The organism is Mycolicibacter heraklionensis (assembly GCF_001021505.1).
Lineage (GTDB): Bacteria > Actinomycetota > Actinomycetes > Mycobacteriales > Mycobacteriaceae > Mycobacterium > Mycobacterium heraklionense.
Window position 1 is genome coordinate 36,915 of record NZ_LDPO01000024.1, and the last position, 15,840, is coordinate 52,754.

The window sequence follows — 15,840 nt, forward strand, 5'->3', positions numbered from 1 at the left end:
TTACCGACCGGGCGTGGCTAGGGCCACACGGTGATTCGTCACAGCGCGAATTCCGTGGAATTCCTCAGCTTTCGGTCTTTCAGGTTTCGGTTTCGATGGTGACCGGAATGGGTTCATAGCTGGGCCGGGCCGGCGGCTGCCCGCCACCACCGTCTCCGCCGGGCGGGCCGGGGTCGGGCGGGCGTGGCGCCCCGCCCGTCGGGTCGGCCTCCCCCACCACCGCGCGGATCACCTCATACAGCGCGACGCTGTGCTCGGCGACGATGGTGAGCAGCGGATGTTCTTCCCCGGTTACCAGCGCTGCCAGGGCGCACACCGGGCACCACACCTGTTGGCATTTGCCCGGGCCGTCACCGGCGGCCACCAGCAGCGCCGCGGCACGCACCGCCGGGTCGAGTCGATCCAGGATCGCCTGGGCGAGCTTGCGCAGCTCGGGCCCGAGTTCACCCAGATCCGGGTGCGCGCCAGCGTTCAACGTCGCACCTCCTCATCGCCAGTCACCGGCCACACGTCCGGATCCGGCCGGAAGCGCACCGTCAGTTCGCTGCCACGCAGCGTTGCGTCCACGACCGTGCACCGCCGCAGCACCGACGCCAACCGAACCCGACGTCGGGTGCCACCTGCACCGATGATCAGATCGTCTCCGGATCGCCCCAGGCTCAGCGCACCGGAATCGACCTGGGGTAACTCTAGCCGCAGTCGATACACCGCCCCCAGCCCGGAACCGGACTCCCGGTCGACCACCGGCCGCACCGGACCCGGTGGCGCCGACCCGTCGCGGCGGCGGCTGTTCGCGAGCAGATCACCCAGCGCCTTGGGGCCGATCGGCTCACCCGCCAGGTGCGGGACCAGCACCATCGCCACATCGCCGATGGCGCGGTCGACCTCTTCGAGGACACTGCTCTGTTCACCGATCCGCTCGGCGTACCAGTCGAACGCGGGGTGGGCCGGCAGGTTGGTGTAGACGTACGAATCGTCCTGCAACAAAATCTGATTGACGATCAGCTCTGCGACCCGAACACCCGTCAGCGACAGCGCCCCCAGGGTCCGGATGGCTTCGGCGGCCACCACGCGCTCGGCGGTCAGCACCAGGTGCGCCGCGACCGTCGTCTCATCGGTCAGCCGCTCGGCAAGCCGCTCGGCGGCGCGGCTGATCCGCTCGATCAGCTCGACCAGGGCGGTCGACCGGGGGTCCTCGGTTCCGCTGAGCCGACGGTGCCGCGGCCAGGACCGCTCGGCGTAGAGCGCCACGGTCGCCGGCAGGGTCAGCATCCGCATCGCATCGGCGGTCGACGCGCAGTCGACGACGACCCGGTCCCATTGCCCACTGTCTGCGAGTTCGCCGACCTCGTGCAGGCCCAGCACCTCCTGGACACCGGGAAGCGCCGAAAGTTCTTCGGGCGCAACGCTGCCCAGATCCGACTCCGGGAACCGTGCGGCCAAGACGTCGACCACGCCGGCCCAGTGCCGCTCAAGCAGAGCCAGCGTGTCCAGCGCCAGGACGTCCAAGCGCCCACCGCCGGCTCCGGCGTCATCGACGGCCACCGGGATGGGGTCCCGGTCACCGCTGGGGGGCACCGGCAGGCCGAGCACGTCCCCGACCGAATGGGCCTGGTCGGTGGAGATCAGCAGCACCCGGTCTCCAGCGCATGCCAACGAGACAGCGGTCGCCGCCGCACACGTGGACTTGCCTACGCCGCCCTTGCCGACGAACAGACTGATCGCAGCCACCGGGAGCGCGGCCGTTCCTGCCTCAGGCGGCCTCACTCAGCCTCTGCTCGCTTCTTCAGGTCCTTCAGTGCGGTGTCGGTCAGCCGCCGCTCCGCTTTGCGCTTGAGCAGGCCGATCATCGGAATCATCAGATCCACCGACAACTCGTATAGAACCTCGGTTCCGGATCCCTTGGGCGTCAGGCGATATTCGCCGTTGAGGGCTTTCAGGAGCGAACTCGACGCCAAGGACCAGCGCACCGATCGACGGTCCGCCGACCAGTCGTAGTCCAGCACCATGGTGTCCTTGATCACGGCTGCGTCGAGCACCAGCCGCGCCACCTTCGGGTAACCGTCGGCATCGGTTTCGAGTACTTCGGCCTCGGTGTACTCCGAGACCCAGTCGGGGTAAGCGCCGATGTCGGCGATCACCTTCATCACCGTGTCCGGATCCGCCGCGATGTAGATCGTCTGAGCTGTCTTATCCGCCACGTACTTACTTCCCTAACTCGCTCGCGCCTGCCGCCGGCCCTCGGCAGAGACGGTACCTCGCCGGCCCCGGCGAAGCCGGGTCAACTGACGGCGATCGGAGGGACCCCCACCGGCCGGGAACGCTCAAGGCGGTCCTTGACTTCGAAGGCCATCCGCTTGCCGGCCACCCGGCGGCGGTGGTTCAGCTTCGCCAGGTTCAGCCGGGCCAGCTGCCGGCCGGTCACACCGGTGGGTTCGGCATGCAGGAAGTAGTGCAGCAGTACGCCGTCGAGCATCGGCTCCAGCCAGATCTCCATAGTGCCGGTCAGCGGCCCGCTCACCGTCCACCGAATGCCCTTGTCGGCGCGATCCTCGACCACCTGCAGCTGCAGGTCGGGCCACCACCGCTGCCAACTCGACGGGTCGCCGACTGCCGCGCCGACCTGTTCGCCGGAAGCGGCGACGAACGTCTCGTCGGCAACCTGGATACTGTTCATGGCCCGCAAGCGTATCGAATACGTTTGCTGAACAAACCTCCGCTATCACTGCTGCGGGCCGCTGCCGGGGCTCAATCTCTCCCGGTGGGTGAACCGCAACGTGAACACCGTCACGCTCATCATCAGGCGGCGACTAGGCTGAGCGGATCGACACCCAGGTTGGCAAGAGAGGTCATCGCAATGCGTGAGTTCAGTGTTCCCGCGCCGTTCACCGTCGAGGAGCACGACAACGTCGCCGCGGTCGTCTTCGAGCACGAGCGCAACAGTCCCGACTTCGTCATCTACCAGCGTCTCGTCGACGGGGTCTGGACGGATGTCACCTGTGCCACCGCCGCCGCGCAGATCCGTTCGGCCGCGCTGGGCCTGATCAGCCAGGGCGTGGCGGCCGGCGACCGGCTGGTCATCTTCTCGGCGACACGCTACGAGTGGGCCATCCTGGACTACGCGATCCTGTCCATCGGCGCGGTGACCGTACCGATCTACGAAACGTCGTCGGCCGAGCAGGTCCGGTGGGTGATGCAGGACTCCAGCGCGGTGGTGGCGTTCGCCGAAACCGACGCCCACGCCAAGATCGTCAACGAACTCGCCGGCGACCTGCCCGCGCTGCGGCGGGTGCTGACCATCGACGGCTCGGGCCCCCAGGCCCTCGACGAGCTCAGCGAGGCCGCCACCGGCCAAGACCCGGTACAGCTCACCGCGCGGATCGACGCGCTGCGGGCCACCGACGCGGCGACGCTGATCTACACCTCGGGCACCACCGGGCGGCCCAAGGGCTGCCAGCTCACCCACTCCAACATCCTCCACGAGCTGCGCGGCACGCAGGCTGCGCTGCCGACCCTGCTGGCTCCCGGCCAGCGCCTGCTGGTCTTCCTGCCGCTGGCGCACGTCCTGGCCCGCGCACTGAGCATCGCGGCCTTCGCCAACAAGGTGACGGTCGGGTTCACCAGTGACATCAAGAACCTGGTGCCGATGTTCTCGGTGTTCAAGCCAACGGTGGTGGTCTCGGTACCGCGGGTGTTCGAGAAGGTGTACAACACCGCCGCCCAGAACGCCGCCAACGACGGCAAGGGCCGCATCTTCGAGATCGCGGCCCAGACCGCGGTGGACTGGAGCGAGGCCATCGATCACGGCGGGCCGGGCCTGTTGCTGCGCGCCAAGCACGCCCTGTTCGACAAGCTCGTCTATCACAAGTTGCGTACGGCGCTGGGCGGCAACTGCCGCGCCTCGGTCTCCGGTGGTGCGCCGCTGGGCGAACGGCTGGGCCACTTCTACCGTGGTGTCGGCCTGTCCATCTACGAGGGCTACGGGCTGACCGAGACCACCGCCGCCATCACCGTCAACCCGGTCAGTGGCATGAAGGTGGGGACCGTCGGAAAGCTGGTGCCCGGCAACAGCATGCGCGTCGCCGAAGACGGCGAGTTGCTGGTGCGCGGCGGCGTGGTGTTCAACGGCTACTGGCGCAACGAGCAGGCCACCGCCGATGCGTTCACCGACGGCTGGTTCCGGACCGGCGACCTGGCCCACATCGACGCCGACGGTTACCTGAAGATCACCGGCCGTAAGAAGGAGATCATCGTCACCGCCGGCGGCAAGAACGTCGCCCCCGCGGTGCTCGAGGACCAGCTGCGCGCGCACCCGCTGATCAGCCAGGCGATGGTCGTCGGTGACGCCAAGCCGTTCATCGGCGCGCTGATCACCATCGACCCGGAGGCCATCGAGGGCTGGAAGCAGCGCAACAGCAAGGCCGACACCGCCACGGTGGCCGACTTGACGACCGACCCCGACCTGATCGCCGAGGTGGACGCGGCCGTCAAGCAGGCCAATCTGGCGGTCTCGCACGCCGAGTCGATCCGAAAGTTCCAGATCCTGCCGGTCGACTTCACCGAGGCCACCGGCGAGCTGACGCCCACGATGAAGGTGAAGCGCAACGTGGTCGCGGAGAAGTTCGCCGACGCGATCGAGGCGATCTACGCCAAGGGCTGACCGGCGGTTCAGCGAGGCTCGACGAAGGAGAGCCGAAGCTGGGACCGCCGCATGAACCCGGCGGTTCAGCGAGGCTCGACGAAGGAGAGCCGAAGCTGGAACCGCCGCATGAACCAGCTTCAGGCTTGCAGCAGGTCGGCCATCCGCCCGGCCAGGGTGTCCCAGCGCCAGTGCCCCGTCACCCATTCGCGACCGGCGGCACCCATCGCAGCGGCCCGGTCGGGGTCGGCGAGCAATCCGGCGACGGCATCACCGATCTGAGCTACGGCCCGGCCGTCGACCACCAGACCGGTCCGGTTGTGCAGGACGGTTTCGGGGGCGCCACCCGAGTTGCCGGCGACCACCGGGACGCCGGCCGCCGACGCCTCCAGGAACACGATGCCCAGACCCTCCACGTCAAGCCCGGCACCGCGGGTGCGGCACGGCATCGCGAACACGTCGCCGAGTAAGTAGTAGGCCGGCAGCTCGGCCGCCGGAACACCGCCGGTGAAGGTCACCGCATCGGCAACCCCGCACTCGCCGGCCAGCTTGTGCAGCGTCTCGGCGTAGGGTCCGCCGCCGACGATCACCAGCGCCGCGCCGTCGACGCGTTGCCGAATCGCCGGCAGGGCCCTGATCAGCATGTCCTGGCCCTTGCGGGGTACCAGTCGCGATACGCAGACCACGGTGGGACGCTCCCCCAGCCCATGCCGGGCCCGTAGTTCGGCGCGGGCAGCGGGGTCGGGACGGAACCGGTCGGTGTCCACTCCGGGCGGCAGATGCTCCAGCGCGGCGTCGGGGCCGAACGCCGAGGCGAAGCGCCCGCGGGTGTAGTGGCTGACGAAAGTGACGGTGTCGCAGGACTCACCGATCCGGCGCAGCACCGAGCGGGCCCCCGGCAGCATCGACCAGCCGACCTCGTGACCGTGTGTGCTGGCCACCACCCGGGTGGCGCCGGCGGCGCGCGCCCGGTTCGCCAGCAACGCCAGCGGGGCGGCCGCACCGAACCAGACGGTCTGGGCGCCCAGGTCGCCGATGAGCCGGCGCATCCGGGAGTCGACGGCCGGGCCCGGCAACATCAGCGTGCCGGGATGGCGCACCACCTGATACCCGGCGGACTGGGCGGCCGCGTCGAAGGTGTCCGCGCCCTTCCACTGGGGCGCGTAGACCGTCACATCGTGACGAGCGTCACCGGCGATGCGGCGCACCAGCTCTTCCAGGTAGCACTGGATGCCGCCGGGGCGCGGCGGAAAATCGTTGGTTACCAGCAGGACCCGGCTCACTGCAGGGATGCTAGCGGGCTGACGATGCGGGCCGCCCGCGGCCCGGGGGTGGCGCTCAACCCCGCCACCGCTGCCACCCGGCAAGCAACTCGGGCAGATCCACGCCGAGCACCAGCGGCACCGCCACCGCCGGCGGCACATGCCCGGGACCGCAGGCGGTCAGGTAGAGCTCGCGCAGCTTGGCCGTCCCGAAGCGGTCGGCCACAAAACGAGCGAACTCCCACGCCCGGTCATAGGCCTGCACCCGACGCGGTCCGGGCGCATCCAGGTCGGCATCCGAGGGCAACGCGAGCACCGGCCCCGCCGGCCCGATCGCCCGATCCCCGGTGGGCCGCGCGACGAAATCGGCTACGCCCTCGGTGAGCCAGCGCGGCGCATCGAGCGCGGTATCGGTCCGGGCCGCGTAGTGAAAAAGCTCGTGGGTCAACACGATTCGCAGCGCCGGTGTGCTCATCGCATTCGCACCGGGCGCGAAGACTATTCGTTGACCAACTGCTGCCCGACGCTCCGGGTCCACCCGGTCGGCGACCGCGACCGCGGCGACATCGGCCCACTGCGCAACATCAGCGCTGTCGTGACCGGCAAGCTCGGCGAACTGCCGATCCGAGCCGGTGGCCGTGACCTGAATGCGGTGCGTCCAATCGGTCCCCCAGAACGCTTCGACCGCGTCGACGGCGGGCCCGATATTTGCGGCCACCCGCGACAGCAGCTCTTCGCCGGGCTGGCCGCCGAGATTCTCCAGCACGACGCTGCGGTCATCGCCCACGATCAGCGGCACAGCTGCCGGCCGGCGAGCAGCTGCGCCCAGCAGCGCAACACCGCTGATCAGCTCGACAGCCAACAGCGCCGCAAGCAGGCGGCGGATTCCCCGGCGCTCAGTAACGGCGGGCGTTGTGGATCGGGCCGGAGGAGTTCATCGGCACCACCCGGACCGGCTGACCAAAGGTGGACGAGTGGATCATCATGCCGTCGCCGACGTAGATACCCGAGTGCGACGCATCTGAATAGAAGGTCAGCACGTCACCGGGCTGCAGGTCTGACAGCGACACCGGCTGCCCGCCGTTGGCCTGCGCCTGGCTGGAGTGCGGCAAGTTGATGCCGGCCTGGTGGAACGCCCACATCACCAGCCCGGAGCAGTCGAATCCGCCCGGCGCGGCCCCGCCCCAGACATAGGGCGTGCCGACCTGGGTCAACGCCGCCTGGACGGCGGTCGCGGCGGCTCCGCCACCGGACCCGCCCCATGCCCCGTCCATCGGAGGCGGCGCATCGGAGCCGGGCATCGGGAATCCCGGGAATCCGGGTGCCGGCGGCACGCCCTCGGGGGCGGGCTCTCCCGGTACGGCTTCGGGCACCGGGCCGGGTGCGGCCATCGCGGTGCGCTGCTGCGGCGTCAGGGCGTAGTACTGCGATTTCACCACCGAGATCTGCAGTTGCAGACGGCTTTGGCGGGCCTGCAGCTCGGCGCGCACCGCGGCGGCCTGCTCGGCTGCCGTGCGGGCGTCGTCAGCCGACTTGGCGGACGCCTGCTCGGCCTGATCGGCCTGTTCGCTGGCGGTACGGAAACGGTCCAGTTGCACCGACAGGTCGCCGGCCACCACCCGCTGCACGCCGAGCTTGTCGATCAATTGTTGCGGCGACTCGGCGGTCAGGATGGCGTCCGCGCCGCCGACCCGGCCCCCCATGTAGGTGGTGGCGGCGAAGCGGTTGACGGCCGCTCGGTAGGTGGACAGCTGGTCCCGGGCCGCGTCCAGGGCGGCTTGATCGGCGGCGTGCGCGGTGTCCGCGGCCTGCTGCGCGGCGAGCTTCTCATCGAGATTGAGCTGCGCGGTGTGCATGGCCTCAGTGGTCTGTTCGGCCTGCCGGGACAGTTCGCTGAGCTTCGCCAGGGCGTCGTCGGCGGGGTCTGCGTGGACGTTTCCGACCAATACGCTGCTCAGAGTCGTGATACCGGCCAGCAAACCGGCTGCGGCGCCGAGGGCTGGGCGCCTCAAAGCACGCAGACGCCACTGCATACGTTCGAGCTCCAAGATTGCATCCTTAACACTGCCCAGGGAGGCACGGGGGTTGCGCCGCCGCCGAAACGTAAGGTCTCGAATAGGTTACGGAATGGCAACGCCGTTGTCCATCACGAGTTGCCCACATTAACAGTCGGGATTGTGAAAATCGTAAGGCGGCTCGCCGGCGGTCCGTCCCTGGTCAGGCCACTCCCGGGCGGCGCAACGGCCCGCGCTCACCGCGGATCGGCACCAGCCGCAGTCGGGGCGCCATCCCGGCCTCGGCAAGCACATCCAGCGCCGCCCGCTCGTCTTCGAGTAGCTCGTTGGGCACCCCCAGCAACACGCTGACCACACAGTCGCGGCAGGCCGGTCCGCGCACCGCGCAGTCATCGCAGTCGATCACCATCGGATCCGCATCCACCCGGCGTGCGCCGCGGTCATCCGAGTGTCCCGAGATCTGTCCCATGACGATTCCTCTCGATCAGTTGCCGGCACGCTAACTCCGGGCACCGACAACCTCTCGCTTCATTGCGGCGGCCGCTCCTTCACCTCGCCTCCGGCGAGCATTGCTGAACCGGGGGTGTCGGTGCGCCCGCCTACGGTTCGGCCATGACCTCCGGCTCTGACACCGGGCAGCTGAGCTTCGCCCATTTCGAAGCCGAACTCGAAGCTGCCCCGGCCACCCTGCGGGACACCACGTTCGTGGTGGTGGACCTGGAGACCACCGGCGGCCGGGCCTCGGCCGGCGGGGACGACGACGCGGACGCCATCACCGAGATCGGCGCGGTCAAGGTGCGTGGCGGGGTGGTGGAGGGCGAGTTCGCCACGCTGATCAACCCGCAGCGCGGCATTCCGCCGCAGATCGTCCGGCTCACCGGAATCACCACCGCCATGGTCTACGACGCGCCCACGATCGACGCCGTGCTGCCGTCCTTCCTCGAATTCGCCGGATTCGACCGCGGGTCGGTGCTGGTCGCCCATAACGCCGGGTTCGACGTCGGGTTCCTGACCGCCGCCGCACGCCGCTGCGAATTGGCCTGGCCGCGGCCGCCGGTGCTGTGCACGGTGCGGCTGGCGCGCCGGGTGCTCAGCCGCGACGAGGCGCCCAGTGTCCGGCTTGCCGAGTTGTCCCGGCTGTTCGCGGTCAGCACCACGCCCACCCACCGGGCACTCGATGACGCCCGCGCCACCGTCGACGTCCTGCACGCGCTGATCGAGCGGCTCGGCAACCAGCAGGTCAGCACTTTCGTCGACCTGCGCGCCTATCTGTCGCACACCACACCGGCCCAGCGCCGCAAGCGCAGCCTGGCCGTCGGGCTGCCGCACCGGCCGGGCGTCTACCTGTTTCGCGGACCGTCCGACGAAGTGCTCTACATCGGCACCTCCACCAACCTGCGCCGCCGGGTCGCGCAGTACTTCAACGGCTCCGAACGCCGCACCCGCATCGGCGAGATGGTGGCACTGGCCACCCGGATCGACCACGTCGAATGCGCGCATCCGCTGGAGGCCGGAGTCCGCGAACTGCGGCTGCTGGCCGCCCACGCTCCGCCCTACAACCGACGATCGAAGTTCCCCCGGCGGTGGTGGTGGATCACGCTGACAGACGAGGCTTTTCCACGACTGACCGTGGTGCGCTCCCCCCGCCACCACCGGGCCGTCGGCCCGTTCCGATCGCGGGCCGACGCCGCCGAAACCGCCATCCTGCTAGCACGGTTCACCGGAATCCGAACCTGCACAAGGCGATTGAGCCGCGCCGGTCGGCACTCCTGCCCGCCGGTCGAAGTCGGTCCCTGCCCAGCGACGGCTGACGCCACCGCAGACGAGTACGCCGAAACGGTCGGACGTGCGGCCGCTCTGCTCGACGGTGCCGACAACTCCGCCCTGGGCGCCGCGGTGCAGCAGGTGCACGCGCTGGCCGATCGCGGACACTACGAAAGTGCCGCACGGCTGCGCGACCGCACCGCGGCAGCCATCGATGCCCTGTGGCGCAGCCAGCGCGCCCGCGCCCTGGCGGCGCTGCCCGAGCTGGTGGCCGCGGCGCCGGATGGCACCGGTGGGTGGCAGTTGGCGGTGATCCGCCACGGCCGGCTGGCCGCCGCTGGGTGCGCCGCGCGCGGGGTGCCGCCGATGCCCGTCGTCGATGCGATCACCCTGGGGGCCGAGGCGGTGCTGCCCGAGCCGGCGCCGTTGGCCGGAGCTCTGGTCGAGGAGACCATGCTCATCGCCCGTTGGCTGGCAACGCCCGGGGTGCGCATCGTGCGGGTCGCGCCCGCCGACGGCGCCGACGGATGGACCTCGCCGCTGGCTTCGGCCGGGCCGTGGACGTCGTGGGCGGCGCTGGCCCGCTCGGCCCGGCCGGCCTCAGAGCTGGGCGCCGAAGCGGACCCAACGGGCCAGCAACTGTTCGGCCGCGCCGCTGTCGATCGCCTCGGCAGCGCGCGCCAGCCCGTCCTTCCAGGCCGGCAACCACTCAGCGCTGCTGGATAACCCGGTATGGGCGACGATCGCCCCGGCGGCGTTGAGCACCACGGCATCCCGCACCGCGCCCTTGGTTCCGGCGAGCACCGAACGGGCCTCCTCGGCATTGGCCTGCGCGTCGCCGCCGAGCAGCTCGCCCACCTCGGCCCGGGCGAATCCGAAACCGGCCGGGTCGAACGTCAGCCGATCGATGGTGCCGGCCTGCACCCGCCAGATGGTGCTGGTCGTGGTGGTGGTCAGTTCGTCGAGGCCGTCATCACCGTGCACCACCAGCACGCTGGACCGCCGCGCCGCGAACACACCGGCCATCACCTCGGCCAACTCCCCGAACGCGCACCCGATCAACCCGGCCCGCGGTCGCGCCGGGTTGGTCAGCGGTCCCAGCAGGTTGAACACCGTGGGGACGCCGATCTCGCGCCGGGCCACCGAGGCGTTGCGATACGACGGCTGGAATTGCGGAGCGAAGCAGAACCCGATGCCGACCTCGGCGACACTGCGCGCCACCTCGTCCGGCCCCAGGTCGATGCGCACCCCCAACGCCTCCAGGGTGTCGGCGCCCCCGGACAGCGAGCCCGCCGACCGGTTGCCGTGTTTGACCACCGGCACACCTGCGGCGGCCACCACGATCGCCGCCATCGTGGACAGATTCACCGTGTTGGCGCCGTCTCCACCGGTGCCCACCACATCGACGGTGTCGGTGCCGATCTTGTCGGTGGGCACCTTGCGGCCGTAGGCCAGCATGACGTCGGCCAGCTCGCCTACCTCGGCGGCGGTCGGGCCCTTCATCTGCATCGCCACGCCGAACGCCGCGATCTGGGCGGACGTGGCGGAACCGGCCATGATCTGCTCCATCGCCCAGGCCGCCTGGCCCGCAGGCAGGTCCCTACCGGACGTCAGGCCGCCCAGCACCTGCCGCCACTGCCCTATCTGCGCTTTCGGCTGCACCGCACTACCTGGCTCGACCACGCGCCGATCGTCGCATGCGGCCTCCGCGACGCCAAAGCCAACCGGAAACAGGGCCCGAAACAGGTTGACGACGCAGCGCTAACAGTGCGCTCACGCGCGCGTAACGGCACAGACAACACCAGTTCAAACGAATTGCCAGCCCCGGGTGGAGATCTACAACTACATAGCGTCATACTTGCGGGGTGACGAGCGCTGTGGGGTCCTCGGGTACTGCCATTACTTCTCGTGTGCATTCGCTGAACCGGCCCAACATGGTCAGCGTCGGCACCATCGTGTGGCTGTCCAGTGAATTGATGTTCTTTGCCGGTCTGTTCGCGATGTACTTCACGGCACGCGCGCAGTCGGGTGGCGCCTGGCCGCCGCCGCCGACGGAGCTGAATCTGTGGCAGTCGGTGCCGGTGACGCTGGTGCTGATCGCGTCGTCGTTCACCTGCCAGATGGGCGTGTTCGCCGCCGAGCGTGGCGACGTGTTCGGGCTGCGCCGGTGGTACCTGCTGACCTTCCTCATGGGACTGTTCTTCGTCTGCGGTCAGGCCTACGAGTACTCCCACCTGATCTCGCACGGCACCACGATCCCGTCGAGCGCCTACGGCACCGTGTTCTACCTGACCACCGGGTTCCACGGCCTGCACGTCATCGGTGGGTTGGTCGCCTTCATCTTCCTGATGCTGCGCACCACGATGAGCAAGTTCACCCCGGCTCAGGCCACCGCCTCGATCGTCGTGTCCTACTACTGGCACTTCGTCGACATCGTGTGGATCGCACTGTTCGCCACGATCTACTTCATCCGATGAGCAACCGCCCGATGAACAGGAGTGTCCGGTTGAAGACACTGAAGAAGTGGGCCCGACCTGGCAACAACGAGACCGTCGCCCGGCGGCGCCTGCGCCGTCGGGTCTCCGGTGGACTGCTGCTGCTGGTAGCCCTGGCCCTGGCCGGCGGGATGGCCGCGCTGCTGACCCCGACCCCGCAGGTCGCGGTTGCCGACGAGTCGTCCTCGGCCCTGCTGCGGACCGGTAAGCAGCTCTTCGACACCTCGTGCGTGAGCTGCCACGGCGCCAACCTGCAGGGTGAGCCGGGCCGCGGACCGAGCCTGATCGGCGTCGGCGAAGCCGCCGTCTACTTCCAGGTCTCCAGCGGCCGGATGCCCGCGGTCCGCGGCGAGGCCCAGGCCCCCCGCACCTACCCGATCTTCGACGACAAGCAGATCGACGCCCTGGGCGCCTATGTGCAGGCCAACGGCGGCGGCCCCACCGTGGTGCGCAACGCCGACGGCAGCATCGCTCAGGCTTCGCTGCGCGGCGACGACCTGGGCCGCGGTGGCGACCTCTTCCGGCTCAACTGCGCGTCCTGCCACAACTTCACCGGCCGGGGCGGCGCGCTGTCCTCCGGTAAGTACGCGCCCGACCTGGAACCGGCCAGCGAGCAACAGATCCTGACCGCGATGCTGTCCGGCCCGCAGAACATGCCGCGCTTCTCCGACCGGCAGATCTCCATGGAAGAGAAGAAGGACATCATCGCCTACGTGAAATCCGTTACCGAGGAACGTGATCCGGGCGGCTACGGGCTCGGCGGGTTCGGCCCGGCTCCCGAGGGCATGGTGATTTGGATCGTCGGCATGGTCGCAGCCATCGCCGCAGCATTGTGGATCGGGGCACGCTCATGAGCAGCAACGACAAGACCGAACTCCCAGATGACGCCGCATTGGCGACGATGACCACCGAGGAGCTGCTGGCTCTCGGCGGCCAGATCGACGGTGTCGACACCGTCTTCAAGGAGCCCCGCTGGCCGGTCGAGGGCACTCGGGCCGAGAAGCGCGCCGAGCGCCGGGTCGCGGCCTGGTTCCTGGCGGGCGGCGGCTTCGGACTGGCCCTGCTCCTGATCTTCCTGTTCTGGCCGTGGGAGTACGCACCGCTGGAGTCCCCGAACGGCCTGGCCTACTCGCTGGCGACTCCGCTGTACGGGCTGACCTTCGGTCTCTCGGTGCTGTGCATCGCGGTCGGCGCGGTGCTGTTCGTCAAAAAGTTCATCCCCGAAGAGATCACCATCCAGGAGCGTCACGACGGCAGCTCCCCCGAGATCGACCGTAAGACGGTGGCGGCCCAGCTGACCGACGCGTTCGAAGGCTCGACGATCGGGCGGCGCAAGCTGCTCGGTGCGTCGCTGGGCGTGGGGTTCGGCGCGTTCGGCCTGGGCACTCTGGTGGCCGGTGCCGGCGGCCTGATCAAGAACCCCTGGAAGCCGGTCGTCGACACCGCCGAAGGCAAGAAGGCCGCACTGTGGACGTCCGGGTGGACCCCGCGCTACCCCGGCGAGACCATCTACCTGGCCCGCGCGACCGGCCAGAGCACCAACTCGCCGTTCGTCAAGATGCGGCCCGAAGACCTGGACGCCGGCGGCATGGAGACGGTGTTCCCGTGGCGGGAGTCCGACGGCGACGGCACCACCGAGGAATCGAACGAGAAGCTCACCGCGATCATGATGGGCGTCCGTAACCCGGTGATGCTGATCCGCATCCGGCCCGACGACATGCCCAAGGTGGTCAAGCGCCAAGGCCAGGAGAGCTTCAACTACGGCGACTTCTTCGCCTACACCAAGATCTGCTCGCACCTGGGCTGTCCGTCTTCCCTGTTCGAGCAGCAGACCTATCGGATCCTGTGCCCGTGCCACCAGTCGCAGTTCGACGCGCTGCACTTCGCCAAGCCGGTCTTCGGCCCGGCGGCTCGCGCGCTGGCACAGCTGCCGATCACCATTGACGCCAATGGGCATCTGGTCGCCAATGGCGACTTCGTCGAACCTGTCGGACCGGCATTCTGGGAGCGCACCTCATGAGCCCTGCAATCGGCGACCTGCTCGCCCGCCAAGCAGACGACATCGATACCCGGTACCACCCGGCCGCCGCGCTGCGCCGCCAGTTCAACAAGGTCTTCCCGACGCACTGGTCGTTCCTGCTCGGTGAGATCGCGTTGTACAGCTTCATCATCTTGCTGCTGTCCGGCGTCTACCTGACGCTGTTCTTCGACCCGTCGATGGCCGAGGTCATCTACCACGGCGTCTACCAGCCGCTCAACGGCGTGCAGATGTCGCGGGCCTACGAGTCGGCGCTGGACATCTCCTTCGAGGTCCGCGGCGGCCTGTTCGTCCGTCAACTCCACCACTGGGCCGCGCTGATGTTCGCGGCGTCGATCATGGTGCACCTGGCGCGCATCTTCTTCACCGGCGCGTTCCGCCGGCCGCGCGAGGCGAACTGGGTGATCGGGTCGCTGCTGCTGATCCTGGCCATGTTCGAGGGCTACTTCGGTTACTCGCTGCCCGACGACCTGCTGTCCGGTATCGGTCTGCGCGCCGCGCTGTCCTCGATCACGCTGGGCATGCCGGTGATCGGCACCTGGCTGCACTGGGCGCTGTTCGGCGGCGACTTCCCGGGCACCATCTTGATCCCCCGGCTCTACGCCCTGCACATCCTGCTGATCCCGGGCATCATCCTGGCCCTGATCGGCGTGCACATGGCGCTGGTGTGGTTCCAGAAGCACACCCAGTTCCCCGGCCCGGGCCGCACCGAGACCAACGTTGTCGGTGTGCGAGTGCTGCCGGTCTTCGCGATCAAGTCCGGTGCGTTCTTCGCGATGATCACCGGCATCCTCGGCCTGATGGGCGGGCTGCTGCAGATCAACGCGATCTGGAACCTGGGCCCCTACCGGCCTTCTCAGGTGTCGGCGGGTAGCCAGCCGGACTTCTACATGATGTGGACCGAGGGCCTGGCCCGTCTGTGGCCGGCCTGGGAGTTCTACTTCTGGGGCCACACCGTGCCCGGACCGGTCGGGGTCGCGCTGATCATGGGCGGGGTCTTCATCCTGCTGATGATCTACCCGTTCCTGGAGAAGAAGTTCACCGGCGACTACGCGCACCACAACCTGCTGCAGCGGCCCCGGGACGCTCCGGTCCGCACCGCGATCGGCGCCATGGCGATCAGCTTCTACATGGTGCTGACCCTGGCTGCGATGAACGACATCATCGCGTGGAAGTTCCACATCTCGCTGAATGCGACGACCTGGATCGGCCGTATCGGGATGGTGGTGCTGCCACCGCTGATCTTCTTCGCCACCTACCGGTGGTGCATCGGCTTGCAGCGCAGTGACCGCGACGTGCTCGAGCACGGCGTCGAGACCGGCATCATCAAGCGGCTGCCGCACGGTGCCTACATCGAGCTGCACCAGCCGCTGGGCCCGGTCGACGACCACGGCCACCCCATTCCGCTGGAATACGCCGGTGCGCCGCTGCCCAAGAAGATGAACAAGCTCGGTTCGGGCGGTGCCCCGGGTCGGGGCAGCTTCCTGACGGCCGACCCGGTCGACGAGGACGCCGCGCTCAACGAGGCCGCGCATGCCAGCGAGCGGCGTGCGCTGACCGCGCTGGCCGAGCACCAAGGCGGTAACACCAACGGCCACCACTAGGCCCACTGGGTCCGGACAAGCGG

At 69.0% G+C, this 15,840-nt stretch carries 14 protein-coding genes and 1 pseudogene; 6 read left to right on the top strand and 9 right to left on the bottom strand.

Annotated features, from left to right (window positions below; translation table 11 throughout):
• Positions 1–79: 79 nt before the first annotated feature.
• The 4 genes from ABW16_RS20595 to ABW16_RS20610 form a co-directional block, all read right to left on the bottom strand.
• Positions 80–475, bottom strand: coding sequence for a hypothetical protein (locus tag ABW16_RS20595; protein WP_047321052.1), 396 nt, complete (start codon positions 473–475; stop codon positions 80–82).
• Entirely contained in the window at positions 472–1,731 is a 1,260-nt protein-coding gene (locus ABW16_RS20600) for an ArsA family ATPase (protein ID WP_233424830.1), read from the bottom strand. The genes ABW16_RS20595 and ABW16_RS20600 overlap by 4 nt, the downstream gene beginning before the upstream one ends.
• Before the next feature lie 32 nt (positions 1,732–1,763).
• On the bottom strand, positions 1,764–2,201 hold the full coding sequence (locus ABW16_RS20605; protein ID WP_047321054.1) for an SRPBCC family protein: 438 nt from the start codon (positions 2,199–2,201) through the stop codon (positions 1,764–1,766).
• Positions 2,202–2,281: 80 nt separating this feature from the next.
• Positions 2,282–2,677, bottom strand: coding sequence for a polyketide cyclase / dehydrase and lipid transport (locus ABW16_RS20610; RefSeq protein WP_047321055.1), 396 nt, complete (start codon positions 2,675–2,677; stop codon positions 2,282–2,284).
• 180 nt (positions 2,678–2,857) lie between these two features.
• Here ABW16_RS20610 and ABW16_RS20615 point away from each other — a divergent pair, with 180 nt between their 5' ends.
• Positions 2,858–4,660, top strand: coding sequence for an AMP-dependent synthetase/ligase (locus ABW16_RS20615; RefSeq protein ID WP_047321056.1), 1,803 nt, complete (start codon positions 2,858–2,860; stop codon positions 4,658–4,660).
• 119 nt (positions 4,661–4,779) lie between these two features.
• Here the strand turns inward: ABW16_RS20615 and ABW16_RS20620 are convergent, their stop codons facing one another.
• The 4 genes from ABW16_RS20620 to ABW16_RS20635 all read right to left on the bottom strand — a co-directional run bounded on the left by ABW16_RS20620 (position 4,780) and on the right by ABW16_RS20635 (position 8,385).
• The gene (locus ABW16_RS20620) at positions 4,780–5,922 is read right to left on the bottom strand and encodes a glycosyltransferase family 4 protein (RefSeq protein ID WP_047321057.1); all 1,143 of its coding nucleotides are present in this window, start codon (positions 5,920–5,922) and stop codon (positions 4,780–4,782) included.
• Between the two features lie 55 nt (positions 5,923–5,977).
• Positions 5,978–6,778 (bottom strand): eCIS core domain-containing protein, encoded by an 801-nt coding sequence (locus ABW16_RS20625; RefSeq protein WP_082134242.1) that lies wholly within the window; start codon positions 6,776–6,778, stop codon positions 5,978–5,980.
• Between the two features lie 19 nt (positions 6,779–6,797).
• Positions 6,798–7,934 carry a peptidoglycan hydrolase RipC gene (gene ripC / locus ABW16_RS20630; RefSeq protein WP_082134243.1) on the bottom strand — a complete coding sequence of 379 codons (1,137 nt, stop codon included), beginning with the start codon at positions 7,932–7,934 and terminating at the stop codon, positions 6,798–6,800.
• Positions 7,935–8,118: 184 nt separating this feature from the next.
• Positions 8,119–8,385, bottom strand: a complete 267-nt coding sequence (locus ABW16_RS20635) for a hypothetical protein (protein WP_230987524.1) — start codon at positions 8,383–8,385, stop codon at positions 8,119–8,121.
• Between the two features lie 143 nt (positions 8,386–8,528).
• On the opposite strand from ABW16_RS20635, the pseudogene ABW16_RS20640 reads away from it, so the two are divergent.
• Positions 8,529–10,343: pseudogene (locus tag ABW16_RS20640) on the top strand (DEDD exonuclease domain-containing protein); the annotation flags it as partial.
• On the opposite strand, the gene trpD reads toward ABW16_RS20640, so the two are convergent.
• Positions 10,281–11,363 (bottom strand): anthranilate phosphoribosyltransferase, encoded by a 1,083-nt coding sequence (trpD, locus tag ABW16_RS27535; RefSeq protein ID WP_131721535.1) that lies wholly within the window; start codon positions 11,361–11,363, stop codon positions 10,281–10,283. The pseudogene ABW16_RS20640 and the gene trpD sit on opposite strands and share 63 nt — an antisense overlap.
• 182 nt (positions 11,364–11,545) lie before the next feature.
• Between trpD and ctaE the strand changes: the two genes are divergently transcribed.
• Genes ctaE through qcrB form a run of 4 tightly spaced genes read left to right on the top strand, consistent with a single transcriptional unit; the run spans position 11,546 to position 15,817 of the window.
• Positions 11,546–12,157 (top strand): aa3-type cytochrome oxidase subunit III, encoded by a 612-nt coding sequence (gene ctaE / locus ABW16_RS20655; RefSeq protein WP_047321060.1) that lies wholly within the window; start codon positions 11,546–11,548, stop codon positions 12,155–12,157.
• The gene (gene qcrC / locus ABW16_RS20660) at positions 12,154–13,029 is read left to right on the top strand and encodes a cytochrome bc1 complex diheme cytochrome c subunit (protein ID WP_230987522.1); all 876 of its coding nucleotides are present in this window, start codon (positions 12,154–12,156) and stop codon (positions 13,027–13,029) included. Before ctaE ends, qcrC begins: the two co-directional genes overlap by 4 nt.
• On the top strand, positions 13,026–14,195 hold the full coding sequence (qcrA, locus tag ABW16_RS20665; RefSeq protein WP_047321089.1) for a cytochrome bc1 complex Rieske iron-sulfur subunit: 1,170 nt from the start codon (positions 13,026–13,028) through the stop codon (positions 14,193–14,195). The genes qcrC and qcrA overlap by 4 nt, the downstream gene beginning before the upstream one ends.
• Positions 14,192–15,817, top strand: coding sequence for a cytochrome bc1 complex cytochrome b subunit (gene qcrB, locus ABW16_RS20670; RefSeq protein ID WP_047321061.1), 1,626 nt, complete (start codon positions 14,192–14,194; stop codon positions 15,815–15,817). The genes qcrA and qcrB overlap by 4 nt, the downstream gene beginning before the upstream one ends.
• The last annotated feature ends 23 nt before the right edge of the window (positions 15,818–15,840 follow it).